The 15,381-nt window shown below is 41.4% G+C and carries 17 protein-coding genes; 8 read left to right on the top strand and 9 right to left on the bottom strand.

Annotation, left to right across the window (positions count from 1 at the left end):
• Positions 1–49: 49 nt before the first annotated feature.
• From J7E35_RS16075 to J7E35_RS16065, 3 genes are all read right to left on the bottom strand, one after another.
• Positions 50–1,438, bottom strand: coding sequence for an alkaline phosphatase (locus J7E35_RS16075; protein WP_214781362.1), 1,389 nt, complete (start codon positions 1,436–1,438; stop codon positions 50–52).
• A gap of 144 nt (positions 1,439–1,582) precedes the next feature.
• Positions 1,583–2,728, bottom strand: a complete 1,146-nt coding sequence (locus J7E35_RS16070; RefSeq protein ID WP_214781360.1) for a D-alanyl-D-alanine carboxypeptidase family protein — start codon at positions 2,726–2,728, stop codon at positions 1,583–1,585.
• 477 nt (positions 2,729–3,205) lie between these two features.
• A complete protein-coding gene (locus J7E35_RS16065) occupies positions 3,206–4,399 on the bottom strand; it encodes a DHH family phosphoesterase (protein WP_214781358.1) in 1,194 nt (397 codons plus the stop codon).
• Between the two features lie 141 nt (positions 4,400–4,540).
• Between J7E35_RS16065 and J7E35_RS16060 the strand changes: the two genes are divergently transcribed.
• The 4 genes from J7E35_RS16060 (at position 4,541) to J7E35_RS16045 (ending at position 9,186) form a co-directional block, all read left to right on the top strand.
• Positions 4,541–4,990 (top strand): cupredoxin domain-containing protein, encoded by a 450-nt coding sequence (locus J7E35_RS16060; protein ID WP_214781357.1) that lies wholly within the window; start codon positions 4,541–4,543, stop codon positions 4,988–4,990.
• Between the two features lie 326 nt (positions 4,991–5,316).
• Positions 5,317–7,542: a formate C-acetyltransferase gene (gene pflB, locus J7E35_RS16055; RefSeq protein WP_214781356.1), complete on the top strand. Its 2,226-nt coding sequence runs from the start codon at positions 5,317–5,319 to the stop codon at positions 7,540–7,542.
• A gap of 78 nt (positions 7,543–7,620) precedes the next feature.
• On the top strand, positions 7,621–8,361 hold the full coding sequence (pflA, locus tag J7E35_RS16050) for a pyruvate formate-lyase-activating protein (protein WP_214781355.1): 741 nt from the start codon (positions 7,621–7,623) through the stop codon (positions 8,359–8,361).
• A gap of 90 nt (positions 8,362–8,451) precedes the next feature.
• Positions 8,452–9,186: an urease accessory protein UreH domain-containing protein gene (locus J7E35_RS16045; RefSeq protein ID WP_214781354.1), complete on the top strand. Its 735-nt coding sequence runs from the start codon at positions 8,452–8,454 to the stop codon at positions 9,184–9,186.
• Between the two features lie 248 nt (positions 9,187–9,434).
• Here J7E35_RS16045 and J7E35_RS16040 read toward each other — a convergent pair whose 3' ends face one another.
• Positions 9,435–9,755, bottom strand: coding sequence for a hypothetical protein (locus tag J7E35_RS16040; RefSeq protein WP_251009713.1), 321 nt, complete (start codon positions 9,753–9,755; stop codon positions 9,435–9,437).
• A gap of 162 nt (positions 9,756–9,917) precedes the next feature.
• Between J7E35_RS16040 and J7E35_RS16035 the strand changes: the two genes are divergently transcribed.
• The 4 genes from J7E35_RS16035 to abc-f all read left to right on the top strand — a co-directional run bounded on the left by J7E35_RS16035 (position 9,918) and on the right by abc-f (position 13,200).
• Complete coding sequence (locus J7E35_RS16035; protein WP_214781353.1) at positions 9,918–10,223, top strand: hypothetical protein; 306 nt, start codon at positions 9,918–9,920, stop codon at positions 10,221–10,223.
• 22 nt (positions 10,224–10,245) lie between these two features.
• Positions 10,246–11,016: a membrane protein insertase YidC gene (gene yidC, locus J7E35_RS16030; protein WP_214781352.1), complete on the top strand. Its 771-nt coding sequence runs from the start codon at positions 10,246–10,248 to the stop codon at positions 11,014–11,016.
• 28 nt (positions 11,017–11,044) lie between these two features.
• Positions 11,045–11,212 (top strand): hypothetical protein, encoded by a 168-nt coding sequence (locus J7E35_RS16025; protein ID WP_214781351.1) that lies wholly within the window; start codon positions 11,045–11,047, stop codon positions 11,210–11,212.
• A 266-nt stretch (positions 11,213–11,478) separates the two neighbouring features.
• A complete protein-coding gene (abc-f, locus tag J7E35_RS16020; RefSeq protein WP_214781349.1) occupies positions 11,479–13,200 on the top strand; it encodes a ribosomal protection-like ABC-F family protein in 1,722 nt (573 codons plus the stop codon).
• A gap of 48 nt (positions 13,201–13,248) precedes the next feature.
• On the opposite strand, the gene J7E35_RS16015 is transcribed toward abc-f, so the two are convergent.
• The 5 genes from J7E35_RS16015 to J7E35_RS15995 all read right to left on the bottom strand — a co-directional run bounded on the left by J7E35_RS16015 (position 13,249) and on the right by J7E35_RS15995 (position 15,362).
• A complete protein-coding gene (locus tag J7E35_RS16015; RefSeq protein WP_214781347.1) occupies positions 13,249–13,599 on the bottom strand; it encodes a fluoride efflux transporter FluC in 351 nt (116 codons plus the stop codon).
• Positions 13,596–13,985, bottom strand: coding sequence for a fluoride efflux transporter CrcB (gene crcB, locus J7E35_RS16010; RefSeq protein ID WP_214781345.1), 390 nt, complete (start codon positions 13,983–13,985; stop codon positions 13,596–13,598). Before crcB ends, J7E35_RS16015 begins: the two co-directional genes overlap by 4 nt.
• 24 nt (positions 13,986–14,009) lie before the next feature.
• The gene (locus tag J7E35_RS16005) at positions 14,010–14,594 is read right to left on the bottom strand and encodes a GNAT family N-acetyltransferase (protein WP_214781343.1); all 585 of its coding nucleotides are present in this window, start codon (positions 14,592–14,594) and stop codon (positions 14,010–14,012) included.
• Between the two features lie 224 nt (positions 14,595–14,818).
• Positions 14,819–15,025 (bottom strand): DUF6501 family protein, encoded by a 207-nt coding sequence (locus J7E35_RS16000; protein ID WP_214781341.1) that lies wholly within the window; start codon positions 15,023–15,025, stop codon positions 14,819–14,821.
• Positions 15,026–15,098: 73 nt separating this feature from the next.
• Entirely contained in the window at positions 15,099–15,362 is a 264-nt protein-coding gene (locus J7E35_RS15995; RefSeq protein ID WP_214781339.1) for a hypothetical protein, read from the bottom strand.
• Positions 15,363–15,381 lie beyond the last annotated feature (19 nt).

Below are 15,381 nucleotides of genomic sequence, written 5' to 3'. Positions count from 1 at the left end.
CAGTAAATCACCCGCAGATCCAGGGTTCCGCGGGAGATTTTCAAATTCATTATTTTTTTTTGCCGTTTGCAAGGATATCAAAAATGTTTTTCGCATTGTCAGTATTGTCGATCTGTCCGTAGAAGCGCTCTTTCCCAGGACCAAATGCATATACAGGCACGTCTTCACCAGTGTGTCCGCCAGTTGTCCAGCCAGTGTGGGAACGTTTATCGAAAATCTGTTCAATAGCGTTGTCAATGTCTCTGGCTTTCTTTGTTGAAGTTGCGTCTTTTACGGTCTGAATTTCTTCCGCAGTCAACTCAGGCAGGCCAACAGATTTAAAGTCAATATATTTCTTTAATGTTTTTTCTGCATCAGCACCGTTAGCAATTTCTGCAGCCATGTAATCTGGTGTGCGTTTTGCAGCTTTGATTGGCGCTCCAAACCAGTTATAGATTCCATCAGCACCAATTGAATATCCGCCAGTTGAATGGTCAGCAGTCGCAACAACTAATGTGTGCTTGTCTTTCTTTGCAAATTCGATTGCTGCTATGTATGCTTTTTCGAAATCCTCCATTTCGCTCATGGCAGCCACAATATCGTTGTCATGTCCAGCCCAGTCGACCTGGCTGCCTTCTATCATCAGGAAGAAACCATCCTTATCCTTGTTCAGACGCTGTATTGCTGCTTTTGTCATATCTTCGAGGGATGGAGTTTCTTGATTGCGATCGATCATCTTATCCATTCCACCTGGTGCAAAAAGGCCAAGTACCTTTTCGTTTTTGTTATTTAGCAGGTCTTGCTTGTTCGTTACATAGCTATAGCCATCTTTCTGGAATTCCTCTGCAAGGTTTCTGTCATTACGAACAAAGTTACTTACTCCCCCGCCAAGCATTACATCGATTTTATGCTCGCCTTTAACCAATTCATCATAATAATCATCAGCAATAGCATTCATATTCTTGCGGCTTTCATCATGCGCTCCAAAAGAAGCTGGAGTGGCATGTGTAATTTCAGAAGTAGCTACAAGGCCAGTAGCTTTGCCATTTTCCTTGGCAGCTTCCAAAACTGTCTTTACTTCTGTTCCGTCATTGTCTACTGCGATTGCATTATTGTAAGTTTTGATCCCTGCTGACATCGCTGTTGCAGCTGAAGCAGAATCAGTTACGTTTTGTTCAGGGTCTTCCGGGTAAGTCATCTGGCTGCCTACAAGGTATTTGTCAAATTCTGTCTTTTCTGCTTCAGCAGTTTCAGGGTTGTCCTTCAAATAACGGTAAGCCGATGTATAGGAAACCCCCATTCCATCACCAATTAAGAAAATAACATTCTTGATTTCAGCAGAGTTTTCCTTTGCTTCATTTTTTGCTTTAGCGTCAAACGTTCCTGCTAAACTGCCGAACGCTACTGTTGATAGGACAGCGATCGGGAGTATCTTCTTTTTAAAGTTTGCTTTAATCATTTCAAGACCTCCAGAAAATTTATATACTACGCCTCTTAATATAATGGGAATCTATTAATCTCATATTAATAGAATGTAAAAAAACATTGAATTTTCGTTAATGTCATTTCACTTTTTCGAAAAAACAAAAAAGCAGGCGATATCTCACCTGCTTCGAAATCTTCTGCTCTTTTTTTGTTTCCGATTGACCATCCACACTCCCGCTGCCGCCACTAACACTACAGCTCCTATTAAAGTATTGATGGAAAGCAGGCCGCTTTGTTTCGGCTCTGGTGCGGCCTCCTTTTTCACTTCAGGTTTTTTTCCAATCAGGGGTTTAAGTTCGATAGATTGGATTATTTCCCCATCCTTATTATGAATCTTTAAAATTCCGTCTTTGTCCACGACTCTCTTGCCATTTTCAATCGGTTCAGTAAAAAGGAGGTTTTCACTTGCTTTGAACTTCAGATTTCCGCTTGCGAAGGTTTCCCCTTTTTTGATTTGTGAGGACTTAAAAGCAGCGAAACCATAGTCGAATAGCTTGGCAGTATCCTCATAAATTTTCCGTTTGTATTCTGATTTCAGCAGGATGGCCGTCAATTTCAACTGGCCGTTATCAGCTGTGGTGGCAAGCGTTTGTTTGGATTGGTCTACAAAGCCCGTCTTTCCCCCTGTTATTCCATCATATGGTATTTCACCTTTTAGCATACGATGGTGAGAGTGAATGGTCGTATCCCATGACTCTCCATCCCAATCTACTTGCTTAGTGCCAAAAATCTCCCGGAAATCCGGATTGTTCATCGCATAGTTTAAGATCAAGCCAAGGTCCCTGGCTGTTGTATAATGATTTTCATTGAACAAACCATGCGGGTTGACAAAATGAGTATCCTCTACGCCAATATTTGCCTCCAGGAACTGATTGATCTTTTTTGAATAGCTCTCCATCGAACCATCCAAATGGATGGCAATTGCCAGTGCAGCATCATTTCCTGAATTAATAAGCATACCCTGGATCAGCTGTCTCAATGAAACCTGTTCTCCCGGGTTGAGATAAACCCTTGTTCCATCGATATTCTCTATTTCCTCACTTACTATGACTAGCTCATTAAGGTCAGCTGTTTCAATTGCATAGATGGCTGTAGCAATCTTCGTCAAGCTCGCAGGATACATCTTTGTTTCTTCATTTTTTCCGAATAATAACGCACCCGTCTGCGTATCCATCAAAACGGCGGCTTCAGAAGTTAAAACAGGATTATCTGCCTCTGCCTTAACGAATCCGGCGGAAAGATACACGCTAAACAATAACAACATAAATAGGGCCAAAAACTTCCTCATCATACCACTTCCAGTATCCTAATCTCTCCCTTATTTTAGCAGAATTCTGTCGAAAGATGTTTAGTGTTATAATTTTTTAATTAAACTGGAATAATCTGAAAAGATTGTAAACATAAAAAACCTCCGGGTCTGCTCCTATGAACCAATGAAGCTCACTGGCGCAGGGGAAATGAAGATTTTTAAGAATTACGTCCCTAAACTATTGGCGCATGAAAAATCCAGATTCTGGATAAATCGGTCACCCTCATTGTCCCACAATAGATCGAGTTCCTGTAAAGCAGTTTACCAATGAAGCACATCGATTTCGGACAAATGCGGATATTATAAATCCTTTAACCAATGGACCCGACTTAGCGTTATTTCAAAAAAACAGGTCACCATAAAAAGTCATCGGTGACCTAAATGTAACTATAATTCATTACCACTGACTGAGGTTTTGAGACCCTCTCCCCCTCAACTCCTTCCGTTGAAAACGATATTTTCCAGATAGGAAATATATACATCATCCCTGGCAAGAGCGGCTCCATACTCCCTTTTTACAAACCGTTCAGCTAATTCAAAACCGTCAAAGGGCCCATGCCGTTCCTTGCTCTCCTGTTGAACGAAATAATGGGTACCATCCGTATAAATCAGATATAAGTCCCTGTCTCGATTCTCATACAGACATCCATTTTTGGAGTCCTTTAAATTATAAGTATTTCTAAAGGCGTCCGGCTTGATTGGATCCAGCGGAAAAGCCTGTTCAATATAGCGGTTATAAGCTTCTTTGTTCATGGAGCATCCAGATGCTTTAGCGTGTCCGCCCCCGCCAAATTCGCCTGCTACGGCAGAGACATCCACATCATCATGTATTGTCCGGAAGCTTATTTTCTTTCCTCCTAAATTCATAATCGCTATATAATCAAGATGTGGATATTCCTTGCCGAGCTCGTTCCCCAATTCCGAATGATAGGATTCCGCGTGAACGACGCCTCCATATAGTCCATCTGTTTCAATCTGGATAATTTCCCGTTTTTTCCTCCTGATGTATCGCTCGATTTTATCTTCTTCCATCTCAAGCAGTTTTGTTTCAAAATCATCATAATCAAAACGATCTCCAGATGTCAGACGAGGTACCATCCGGTCTTCAAATTCTTCTATCGAAACCATAAAAAACAGGTCGTTCAAATTCTTTGCCTTGTAATTCTTAAGGATATCCCAGTCCCAGGTATCGTATTGCCTGACAAGCTCAACAAACTCGTCGAGAGATCCATTTTTAACCAGATGATTTTCCTGGACTAAATAGCCATATACGAGTGATGCTGCACTAGTCAGCGTCCCGGATTCATCCTCCACTTTTACCCTGCCCCAGCTGTATTCATTGAAATGCATGGCAGTTTTGTGGTGGTCAATCAACTTCGCCTTTCCACCTTCATTAACAAACTGATTGATTTTTTCAGTGTTTTCATGGTTAACAGATAAATCGGTTATGTAAAGGTGGTCCTCCTTTTTCATGCGCTCATTCATTCTGTCAAAATATTTCTCCACCTGGAAGTTAAGTCCAGAGACAGAATTATAACGGACATCGGCCTTTTCACCAAACGCAAGCCTGAATAAAATCCCGCAGGCCACTCCATCTAAGTCATTATGCGTAAATAAACGGTACATACTTTCCTCCTTGGTTCGTATCTAATCTATAGTTTGTTGTTGTCCAGTTAATCTATACAAGAGAAATTCAAAAAAAAATTAGACAAGTTCAGCTAGGGGACGAGCATAGATATTTAAAGAGGATCGTAAGGAGGTGAAAACATGCATTTCTTTGTGTTTAAAAGAAGAACATTATATTTTTTGGGACTAATCGTATTTATTGCCATCGTCGGTACTCTATGGTTGAGCCTAAAGCCTGATGCCACTCCGGCAATTGGCGGACAGAATGAACAAATCCGCGAAATCCATATGGTGACCGGCGAGTTCAAGTCTACTACAGATGATGGCAAGGAAATTGAAGCATACCGATGGGACCCAGGAACAATCTTTTTGGAAAAAGGAGAAAAGGTTCATTTGAAGATACTGGGGGTCAACGGAAAGGAACATCCTTTCATCATTGAAGGAACCGATATTAAAGGTGTGGTAAAGAATGGGGAAGAAACAGTTGTCCCTTTACAATTTGAAAAAGAAGGGACATACAGGCTGATTTGTCTGACTCATCCTTCAGCTGAGCATAACGGACCTATGATCGCCTATATCGTCGTCGATTAAGCCAAACGGTGAAACAGGATATTGCATCCTGTTTTTTCTTTTGGTTCCACTTCTGAAATTGACACAAAACATCCATAACACTATAAACACGGTACTAAATTTCCTGATAGAATTATAATAAAGAAATTCATATATAACAGCGCCAGAAAACCTCCGCACAATTATAGAACAGTTTTTAAATTCAGATCCATATTCAAGAGTGAAACACATATTAATATTGTATTGTTCATAATTTCACAAATATGTCACACTCAATCTGTTATATCCGTAGTATGATAAAAGTGTGGTAACTGTTATATAAACATCTACTTTAGAGGTGAATTAAAATGGAACAATGGAAAGGCTTTAAAAATGGTGCTTGGCAGGAAGATATCAATGTTAGGGACTTTATTCTAAAAAACTTCTCTGAATATACCGGTGATTCCAGTTTCCTTGAAGGTGCAACAGATGAAACGCTTCAATTATGGCAGCAGGTAATGGAATTGACAAAGCAGGAACGTGACAACGGCGGTGTTTTTGATATGGATACGAAAGTCGTATCCACTATTACATCCCATGGGCCGGGCTATCTTGACCAGACCAAAGAAAAAGTCGTAGGCTTCCAGACTGATCAGCCATTTAAACGTTCTATGCAGCCTTTTGGCGGCATTCGTATGGCGAAAGCAGCATGCGAGGCATATGGTTATGAATTGGATAAAGAAGTAGAAAAAATCTTTACTGACTTCCGTAAAACTCATAACCAGGGTGTATTCGATGTTTATACAAAAGAAATGCTCCAGGCTCGTAAAGCCGGGATCATCACTGGCCTGCCGGATGCTTATGGACGCGGCCGCATCATTGGCGACTACCGCCGTGTAGCTCTTTATGGTGTAGACTTCCTGATGGAGCAAAAGAAGAAAGATCATGGAATGACCAGCAGTGTCATGACAGAGGACACAATGCGCCTAAGGGAAGAAATTTCTGAGCAATACCGTTCATTGAATGAATTGAAGCAGCTTGCCATGAGCTATGGCTATGATATTTCCAAGCCAGCATCCAATGCAGTTGAAGCCTTCCAGTGGGTCTACTTCGCATACCTTGCTGCAATCAAAGAACAGAATGGTGCAGCAATGAGCCTTGGCCGTGTCGCAACTTTCCTTGATATCTATATTGAAAGAGACTTGCAAAATGGAACACTTACTGAAAAAGAAGCACAGGAGATTGTCGATCATTTCGTCATGAAGCTTCGCCTCGTGAAATTTGCGCGTACTCCTGACTATAACGAGTTATTCAGTGGTGACCCAACCTGGGTAACTGAATCAATCGGCGGTATGGCACATAATGGGCAATCGCTTGTAACGAAGAACTCTTTCCGCTTCCTTCATACACTTGATAATCTCGGACCGGCTCCAGAGCCAAACCTGACAGTGTTATGGTCACCTGCGCTGCCTGAGAACTTCAAAAAGTATTGTGCAGAGATGTCAATCAAAACGAGCTCTATCCAATATGAAAATGACGATTTGATGCGCTGCGAATACGGTGATGACTACGGAATTGCATGCTGCGTATCAGCAATGGAAATCGGCAAGCAAATGCAGTTCTTCGGAGCACGCGCCAACCTGGCGAAAGCGTTGCTTTACGCAATCAATGGCGGAGTCGATGAAAAACTCAAGGTGCAGATAGCTCCAGGTTTCAGCCCGATTACTTCCGATGTGCTTGACTATAAAGAAGTGATGGCCAAATTCGACAATGTGATGGAATGGCTTGCCGGCCTATACATCAATACATTGAATGTCATTCACTATATGCATGATAAGTACAGCTACGAAAGAATCGAAATGGCGCTGCATGATACAGAAGTCCTTCGCACAATGGCAACTGGAATTGCAGGCTTAAGTGTAGTAGCGGATTCATTAAGTGCAATCAAGCATGCAAAGGTCAAAGTAATCCGTGACGAAAACGGAATTGCCGTAGATTTTGAAACAGAAGGCGACTTCCCTAAATACGGAAACAACGATGATCGTGTTGACAGCATCGCAGTTGAACTTGTGAAAAACTTCATGACTAAGCTGCGCAAACACCCGACATATCGCAACTCTGTCCATACAATGTCAATCTTAACCATTACTTCAAATGTCGTATATGGAAAAAAGACAGGTAATACACCGGATGGAAGACGCGCTGGCGAACCATTCGCTCCAGGTGCTAACCCAATGCATGGACGCGACACTAAAGGAACTCTCGCTTCCCTGTCATCTGTAGCAAAGCTTCCATACAGCTATGCACTTGACGGGATTTCAAACACATTCTCCATCGTGCCAAAAGCACTTGGAAAAGATGAAGACAGCCGTACAAATAACCTTGTTTCCATCCTTGATGGCTATGCGATCAAAGACGGCCACCACTTAAACGTCAACGTGTTTAACCGTGAAACTCTATTAAATGCTATGGAGCATCCTGAAGAATATCCGCAGCTGACAATCCGTGTATCTGGATATGCAGTCAACTTCATCAAGCTTACACGTGAGCAGCAGATGGATGTCATTAACCGTACTTTCCATGAAACAATGTAAATAATTCAAGTGTACCGAAACAGGAGTTGCCCCTCTCCCATGGCGGGAACTCCTGTTTTAATGAAAGGAGAAATCATCATGATCGGAAACATCCATTCTATTGAAACCTTTGGAACCGTAGACGGACCTGGGATTCGCTATGTCATCTTTACACAGGGGTGCCTGCTGCGGTGCCAATTTTGCCATAATGCAGACACCTGGGAGATCGGCACGGGCAAACAGATGTCTGTTTCCGAAATTGTTGATGATTTGAAAGCCTATCTGCCTTTTATTGAAGCTTCTGGCGGCGGCATCACAGTAAGCGGCGGTGAACCGCTTTTACAGATTCCTTTTATTACTGAGCTTTTCAAGGAGTGCAAAAAACTCGGAGTGCACACCACTATTGATTCTTCAGGAGGATGTTATTCAACTGCTCCCCTTTTTCAGCAGCAGCTGACAGAGCTTTTAAATTACACTGACCTGATTCTATTAGATTTAAAACATATCAATAGGAAAAAACATATTAAACTGACAGGAATGGCCAATGATCACATTTTGGATTTCGCCCGTTTTTTATCTGACCATGAAGTTCCAATTTGGGTTCGCCATGTACTGGTCCCTGGAGTCACAAATGAAATTGAGGACCTTACCAAATTAGGTGAGTTTATCGGCACACTGGAAAACGTAAAAAAGCTTGAGGTATTGCCGTATCATAAGCTTGGCGTTTATAAATGGGAAGCATTAGGGCTTGAGTATCCCCTTAAAGATGTCGAACCTCCGTCCGACGATGAAGTGGAAAATGCCTATAAGCTATTGACAGCCCATATTGCAGTGAATTAACAGCAGGATTCATTCCTGCTGTTTTTTCCTGCATACTATTTTGATAATTTTCTAGTATCATAGTGGTAATAGTTTTTGTGGAGGTTCTTTATGTATCAACTATTTACAGAGATCAGCAATTTTTTGAGCGGACCATTTTTCACCCTTGTGAACCAGACTGAACAAATCCCCTTATTGGCAAGCTTCCTCTTAGGACTTGTCGGGGCTCTTGCTCCTTGCCAGCTGACAGGAAATCTCGGTGCAATCACCTATTATGGCAACCGGAGTCTGCAGACAAAAAACCAGTGGATCGAAATTGCCTTTTTCATCTTTGGCAAAATACTCGTTTTCACACTTCTCGGACTTGCAGTCTGGATAGTAGGCCAGAGCTTCCAGCAGGCCTTGCCAGGCTTCTTTTCCTGGTTCCGTAAACTTATGGGCCCCCTATTCATCCTGATCGGTCTGTCACTTATCGGGCTCTTCACATTTAATTGGATCAATCGTTTCACTTCAATTTTGCCACAATGGACTGGCAGCGGAAAAACAGGATCTTTTTTAATGGGGGTAAGCTTTTCAATCGCATTCTGTCCTACGATGTTTTCCTTATTCTTCTTTACACTTATGCCGATTGTCCTGAGTACCTCATACGGAGCAGTCCTTCCGTCTGTTTTTGCCATTGGCACATCCATCCCGCTGATTATCTTTGCAGTTATAATTTCATATATCGGCCTGAATGGGTCATTATTGAAAAAAGGTCGCAAGCTGGGGTCATTTGTACAGAAAATAGCAGGATACATTTTAATTATTGTTGGAATTTTTGATACAGTCACATACTGGGGGGTGTAAATTTGTTTCTCTGAAAAGCTGTCACAATAACGCGCTTTTCTTGACAGCTTTGCCTTCGTATCCCTGATAAGCTGTCAATATACAAGCAGTTTCATAATAAGCCATGTCGTAGCTTTGTTGTTTGCTTAACTATTGTATATGACTGAGCGATTTCCTGTTCAGGAAAAGCAAACTAACTATGAAATGAAGATAACAATATCTTTTTCATAACTAAATAGCCATGAACCTTGAGTCCATGGCTATTCGACTTAGGCTATATTCATATTTTCCTTGTATCCCGGCTCACAGTTGATGCAAACCGCTTCGTCGTAATCATCGGTGTTTACGTCCTCTGGGTTATACTCGATCCCACAAAGTGAACACTCTACCATTTTTTCCTCGTCATATTCCGCCACTTCTGGGATAGGATCGTTGACCTTCAGCTCTCCTGCCCAAACCCCGCTGATCGCAGACATTTCATTTTCAATGTATTCATTCGCTGCTTCTTCTGTTTCCCATATACCATGGTCCCACAGCATTTCGTCAGCGTCACCTGAATTGATCATTAATCCGTATACTACTTTTTTCAAGATTTCCACCCCTTTTCGGATTGGGAAGTTTGTTTTATATACATAGCCATTATTCTATTTTTTGAAACCCCCACTATTTGGGAATTGAAACTTTTTCAATTTAATTCCGTATATATTGTAGAGTTGCTCGCAGTCGATTTTTCAAATATAATTGATCAATGCATGAAAAGAGGTGATGACATGCTTTTGGAACTTTATGCTCAGTCCGTCGATGCAACAGCTGTTTATACTGCTTATTTAACTTTGCTCATCAGCATGTCGATGTCCGCCTTCTGGATTTTGCGTGACGCCCCCATTATCCGGTCGTGTTTATTGCGGCTCAGGCTAAAGCCATCCGTTTCTCAAACAGCTTTTAAAAATAAAGCTGAGCTTGGAATGAGGTTTCACCTTCAACTCCTTAAACGAATAAAAATAAAAATCGATCCTGGTGATGAAGACAACCATTTTTCTCCTTTAGTTAATTACTAAGCTATATTTTAGGAGGAGAAAAATGAAGAAGCTTTTCACCATGATTATTATTCTATTTATACCAGGATTATTAACTGGATGCCAGGCATTGACAAACGAGGGATCCTTCTTCCAGACAACATTCATTGATCCCTTTACCTGGCTCATCAAGCTGTTCGCCGGCATTACAGGCGATAGCTATGGCCTGGCGATTATTTTGATCACAATGCTCATCAGGCTTGTGTTAATGCCTTTGATGTTAAAACAATATAAGAACCAGCAGAATATGAAAGAGAAGATGGAATTACTCAAGTCTGAAATGGATGAGATCCAGAAGCAGCTCAAAGGAACAAAAGATGCAGCTGAGCAAAGGAAATTGCAGCAGGAAATGATGGGGCTCTATCAGAAGCATGGGGTCAACCCCCTTTCTGCAGGCTGCCTGCCGATGCTTGTACAAATGCCGATTTTGATGGGCCTTTACTATGCGATTAGCGGCTCTGCCGACATTGCCAGCCACACCTTCCTCTGGTTCAACCTGGGACATCCTGATATATGGATCACTGCTGCTGCCGGCCTGATTTACTATCTGCAGTTTAAAGTTTCAATGTCTAACGTAACAGCGGAACAGAAAAAGCAAATGAAACTGATGGGACTGCTGTCACCAGTGATGATTGTCATATTTTCATTGAATGCCCCCTCAGCCCTTCCGCTTTACTGGACTGTTGGCGGGATTTTCTTGATTGCACAGACATTACTGGCAAAAAGGGTCTATGTACAAAAAAAAGGTCCAATCAAAGTTGAAAACCAAGCTTAACCTGGGAGTTTGCTTCCCAGGTTTTTTAATGAAAGTTTATAATAACTGCGAGAATCAGGAGCAGCGCTTATCGGAGCTAACCAAAACGCATGGCATTTCCAAGTGGAATATTATGGTTGACATCGAACTTTTCATCAAGTTATACTGTGAATTAATGATATTCGAAGGGAATGGTAAAGAGCCGATGAAATACTAATCTTATTTTCTGCCCGATTTTTCTAATATGGAAAAAACGTGTTGCCCGGAAATAGGATTAGTCTGCCCTTTTAGCCATTCCAAGTCGATTTATAGCCTTTCAACGAAAGCATGTTGCCATTAGGCAATATAATGCTTGTTTGGTGGCGTTTTGAATCTATTGTGAGTGCATTGCAGAACCTTCCGGGAAATCACCTGGGAGGTTTTTTTGATGGATAAAATACTCGCCTTCATTCAATAGTCATTAAACGAAAGGTGGAAATTTTTATGACGATCATGAAAATAAGAGGTATTCAGAAGAGCTTTAATGAAAAGCAAATATTAATAAATGCGGAAATTGATTTAAAACAAGACAGCCGTATTGGACTGGTCGGCAATAATGGCGCCGGTAAGACTACATTGGCGAATATTATGTCAGGAGGTCTTTTACCTGATAAAGGTTTCATCGATACTTTTAACAGAACCTTAAACATCGGATATCTAAAACAATCAACGGAATATTCCATTCATGAACTTGAGAATATTGATTCTCTGACGGGTAATGATCTATTTCAGATTTCAAGACAGTTAGGGCTTAACAAGGATATTGATTGGGCTGATCCTGATTGGAGTAAGTTAAGCGGCGGCGAAAAGTTGAAAATTTCACTTTCAAGTGTATGGGCAAGCAGGCCGGAACTTCTCATACTCGATGAGCCCACAAACCACTTGGACTTGCAGGGTGTAGAGTGGCTGATAGACGAATTGAAAACTTTTAAAGGCGCCGTGATCATTATTTCCCATGATCGATATTTCCTTGACCGGACCGTGACAGAAATTATTGAAATCGAGGATGGTACAACAAAGTTATTTAAAGGCAACTACACTTCTTACCGCAAGGAAAAAGAAAGACTGTATGAAATTCAGCTTCACCGTTATGAAATACAGCAAAAACATAAACAACAAATCGAACAGCAAATGGCTAATCTTAAAAACTGGTCGGAAAAAGCCCATCGCGATTCGACGAAACAGGGTTCTGCCTCTGAAAGAAGACAAATTGGATTCAAGGAATACCATCGTATGAAAGCAAAGAAGATGGATAATCAAGTAAAGTCGAAGATGAAACGACTGACTCAGGAACTTGAAAAGAATGAAATTAAGCAACCTAAGGAAGAAGCTACCGTCCGTTTCGAGTTTCAGAAAAGCCGCAAGAAAGGGAAACGCATCTTAGAAGCCAGCGAGCTCTCAAAATCCTTCGGCAGCCGCTGTTTATTTGATAAGAGCCATTTTTATATGAACCACGGAGAAAGAATGGCCCTGTTGGGTAAAAACGGCAGCGGAAAAACAACCCTTGTCAAGATACTGCTTGGTGAAGAAACAGCTTCATCTGGTGAGGTTTGGGTCAGCGAAACCATAAGGATCGGTTATCTCAGCCAGGATGTATCAGACCTCCCTCCCGATAAAACGGCACTGGAGTATACTGGACTTACAGATAGAGAATCGATCGGCAGAGTGAGGACGATTTTTGCTAATATTGGACTCACAGAAGAAAAACTAATGGTCCCATTCAGCCACCTAAGCCTTGGCGAGAGGACGAGAGTGAAGCTTGTGATGATGCTCTTGGATGAAATCGATTTGCTGATTCTAGACGAACCCACCAACCATCTCGACTTGGCCAGCAGGGAAAGTCTCGAAAAAACTTTGTTGAATTTCCGGGGTTCGATACTGGTGGTCTCACACGATGTTTATTTTCAAGAGAAAATCAGTGATAAACTTTTATTGATCGATGACGGAAAAATTAGCAGGAAAGAATTTGGCATGAAAGAATATAACACCCGGAAATCCAGGCCTGATCAAGGCAGTAAGGAAAGAGCCGAGCGAATGATGGTTCTCCAATATGAAATCAATGCCATCATTGGCAGGCTGTCTTTCATGACTAGGGATGAACCTGGTTATGAGCAGCTCGACAAGGAGCTTTCCGAGCTATTGAAAAAGAAAAGAGAATTAGAATAACCTATAATTCATGAAAAAACACCAGAATTTGAACTGGTGTTTTTCCATTTAAAATAATCTGCCAATAAACAAACCTGCCGCTGCACTTAGGAGACCGCCGATATATGTACTTGCAACATATACCACCACGGCTTTACTTTGTTTGTTGTTGATAAGTTTTACTACATCAACATTCAGGGTGGAAAAGGTAGTAAATGACCCCATAAAACCTGTTGCAGCAAAAAGGTATAGATTCCCCTGGATTCCATGACCAACAATCCATCCGAGCAAAAAAGATCCAATAAGGTTCACCGTGAGCGTAGCAACCGGCAAAACGGTTTGGGGCATTAACTTTTGGACACCGAATCTTGAGAGGGCTCCGGCCATTCCGCCTAAAGCTACCAATAAGAACCCAATCATTTTCCCGCCTCCCCGTGAGGTCCTCCGCCAAGCTTATAGCCTGCTGCTGCAAGGAACAACCCGCCAACAGCACTTAAAAGCACATAGAAGATTGCCACCCCTATACTGCCGTTCTCTACCATTAACAGGGTTTCCATACTGAAGGTTGAAAAAGTCGTGAATGATCCTGTTATACCAGTACCAATTGTTGCCGTCAGTACAGGATTTAGATTACTTCTAGTTAAAATACGGGCCGTGAACCACCCTAAAAACAATGAGCCTGCTAAATTGGCAATCAATGTGCCCGTGGGAAACCCATTATTTAAGAAATTGCTTGTGATAAGACTGACTAAGTAACGCAGGAGGCTTCCGATCATTCCCCCAAGTCCTACTCCTAGATATACCAAAAAAATAACCTTCCTTTTGCACCGCTATACTCGATTCAATTTTTCCTGTAAACCTGTTTTAACCTTAGGCCATTCTTCTTTCAGAATGCTAAAGACGACTGTATCTCTTACATAGCCGTCAGCGATTATTCGATGTTTCCGCAGCACCCCTTCTTTTTGGGCACCGAGACGGGCGATTGCCGTTTGCGAGCGTACATTCCTGGAATCTGTACAAAATTGCACCCTGTTCACTCCCATTTCTTCAAAAGCATATTGGAGCATGAGCATTTTCGTTTCTGTATTAACGCTTGTTCTCCAGTATTCAGGACTGTACCAGGTCCAGCCTATCTCAAGTGATCTATGTGGTTCTGAAATATCAAGAAATCTTGAACTGCCTACTATTTTACCTATTTTCTTATTAAGGACGGTAAATGGTATTTGCGTTCCTTTCTTTCTCTCTGCCATCGCTGCTTCAATGACTTTTTCCATCTCGTCTTTATTCCTGACCTTCGAAGATGTAAATTCCCAGATTGACTGGTCTTGCCCAGCTCCCCACAAACCATCAAGCTGACTGGATTCCATAGGCATCAGGTTTACTGTATTACCTTCCAGAGTGACCTTCTTATCCATCTTCCCAACTCCCATTTCGTCGTATAACCCTTATCATACCACCGGCGAATATAGTCTGGGAATGCCCTAATTGATAAGGCTGCTTTCTCACTTGGATTCCCGCTTTTTATATGTAATTCTGCATACTTAAAGGCAACAGGACGAAAAGTGCCTTCAAAAATGGAAATTTTAGTTGGCCACTAAAAAAAAAACAGGCTGCACGGTCTTCCGGGCAGCCTGCGAACTTACTTTACCTCTTCAAAATATTCTTTGTAATAACCGCCAACCTTGCCGGAATTATCAATAATGAAGAAAAATTCATCAGTCTCGTTTTTGACTTCATATACCTTTCCAGATGTCAGCTTGTTATTTACAATATATTTTTTTGCATCTGTGTGGACGCATTTTAGCGTCTTGATCGTTTCGCGTTCGTTCCAGTTCGTGTGGATCATCTCTGCACTTCCTTTAAGTAAGTTTCTTATACTATAGTATAGTATAAAGAAAAGATGATCGAATAAGCAATAGTTAGCTGGCACTCGCTTCTTCACCTGCTATTTTCAGGCCACGTACGTCCGCTTTATCAAAAGTCATTGTTTCACCAGTAATAACATTTTTTAAAGTTATATAGCAAACATCACATATTACATCTTTGCGAATATATTGTAAAAAAGAAAAACGTTCATTTTTATAAATCAGTTCATAAAATCCGTTTTTAGTAAATCCATTCATGTTAACCCCTCTTTCCAGGATGTTTTCATCTTGGTGTTTGGCTGTGTCTTTCTTTACCACAATCAAGACTTGTATTAAA

This window comes from Bacillus sp. ISL-45 (genome assembly GCF_018613195.1).
GTDB lineage: Bacteria > Bacillota > Bacilli > Bacillales > Cytobacillaceae > Mesobacillus.
This window is presented reverse-complemented; position numbering and strand designations above follow the sequence as displayed.

Excerpts from the sequence above, each read along its gene's own strand:
- J7E35_RS16070 (WP_214781360.1), bottom strand. The coding sequence starts at position 2,728 with ATGTTGTTATTGTTTAGCGTGTATCTTTCCGCCGGATTCGTTAAGGCA.
- J7E35_RS16025 (WP_214781351.1), top strand. The coding sequence starts at position 11,045 with ATGAAAGTTTATAATAACTGCGAGAATCAGGAGCAGCGCTTATCGGAG.
- J7E35_RS16065 (WP_214781358.1), bottom strand. The coding sequence starts at position 4,399 with ATGTACCGTTTATTTACGCATAATGACTTAGATGGAGTGGCCTGCGGG.
- pflB (WP_214781356.1), top strand. The coding sequence starts at position 5,317 with ATGGAACAATGGAAAGGCTTTAAAAATGGTGCTTGGCAGGAAGATATC.
- J7E35_RS16005 (WP_214781343.1), bottom strand. The coding sequence starts at position 14,594 with ATGGATAAGAAGGTCACTCTGGAAGGTAATACAGTAAACCTGATGCCT.
- J7E35_RS16015 (WP_214781347.1), bottom strand. The coding sequence starts at position 13,599 with ATGATTGGGTTCTTATTGGTAGCTTTAGGCGGAATGGCCGGAGCCCTC.
- J7E35_RS16035 (WP_214781353.1), top strand. The coding sequence starts at position 9,918 with ATGAAAAGAGGTGATGACATGCTTTTGGAACTTTATGCTCAGTCCGTC.
- J7E35_RS16060 (WP_214781357.1), top strand. The coding sequence starts at position 4,541 with ATGCATTTCTTTGTGTTTAAAAGAAGAACATTATATTTTTTGGGACTA.
- pflA (WP_214781355.1), top strand. The coding sequence starts at position 7,621 with ATGATCGGAAACATCCATTCTATTGAAACCTTTGGAACCGTAGACGGA.
- abc-f (WP_214781349.1), top strand. The coding sequence starts at position 11,479 with ATGACGATCATGAAAATAAGAGGTATTCAGAAGAGCTTTAATGAAAAG.
- J7E35_RS16000 (WP_214781341.1), bottom strand. The coding sequence starts at position 15,025 with ATGATCCACACGAACTGGAACGAACGCGAAACGATCAAGACGCTAAAA.
- yidC (WP_214781352.1), top strand. The coding sequence starts at position 10,246 with ATGAAGAAGCTTTTCACCATGATTATTATTCTATTTATACCAGGATTA.
- J7E35_RS16075 (WP_214781362.1), bottom strand. The coding sequence starts at position 1,438 with ATGATTAAAGCAAACTTTAAAAAGAAGATACTCCCGATCGCTGTCCTA.
- J7E35_RS16045 (WP_214781354.1), top strand. The coding sequence starts at position 8,452 with ATGTATCAACTATTTACAGAGATCAGCAATTTTTTGAGCGGACCATTT.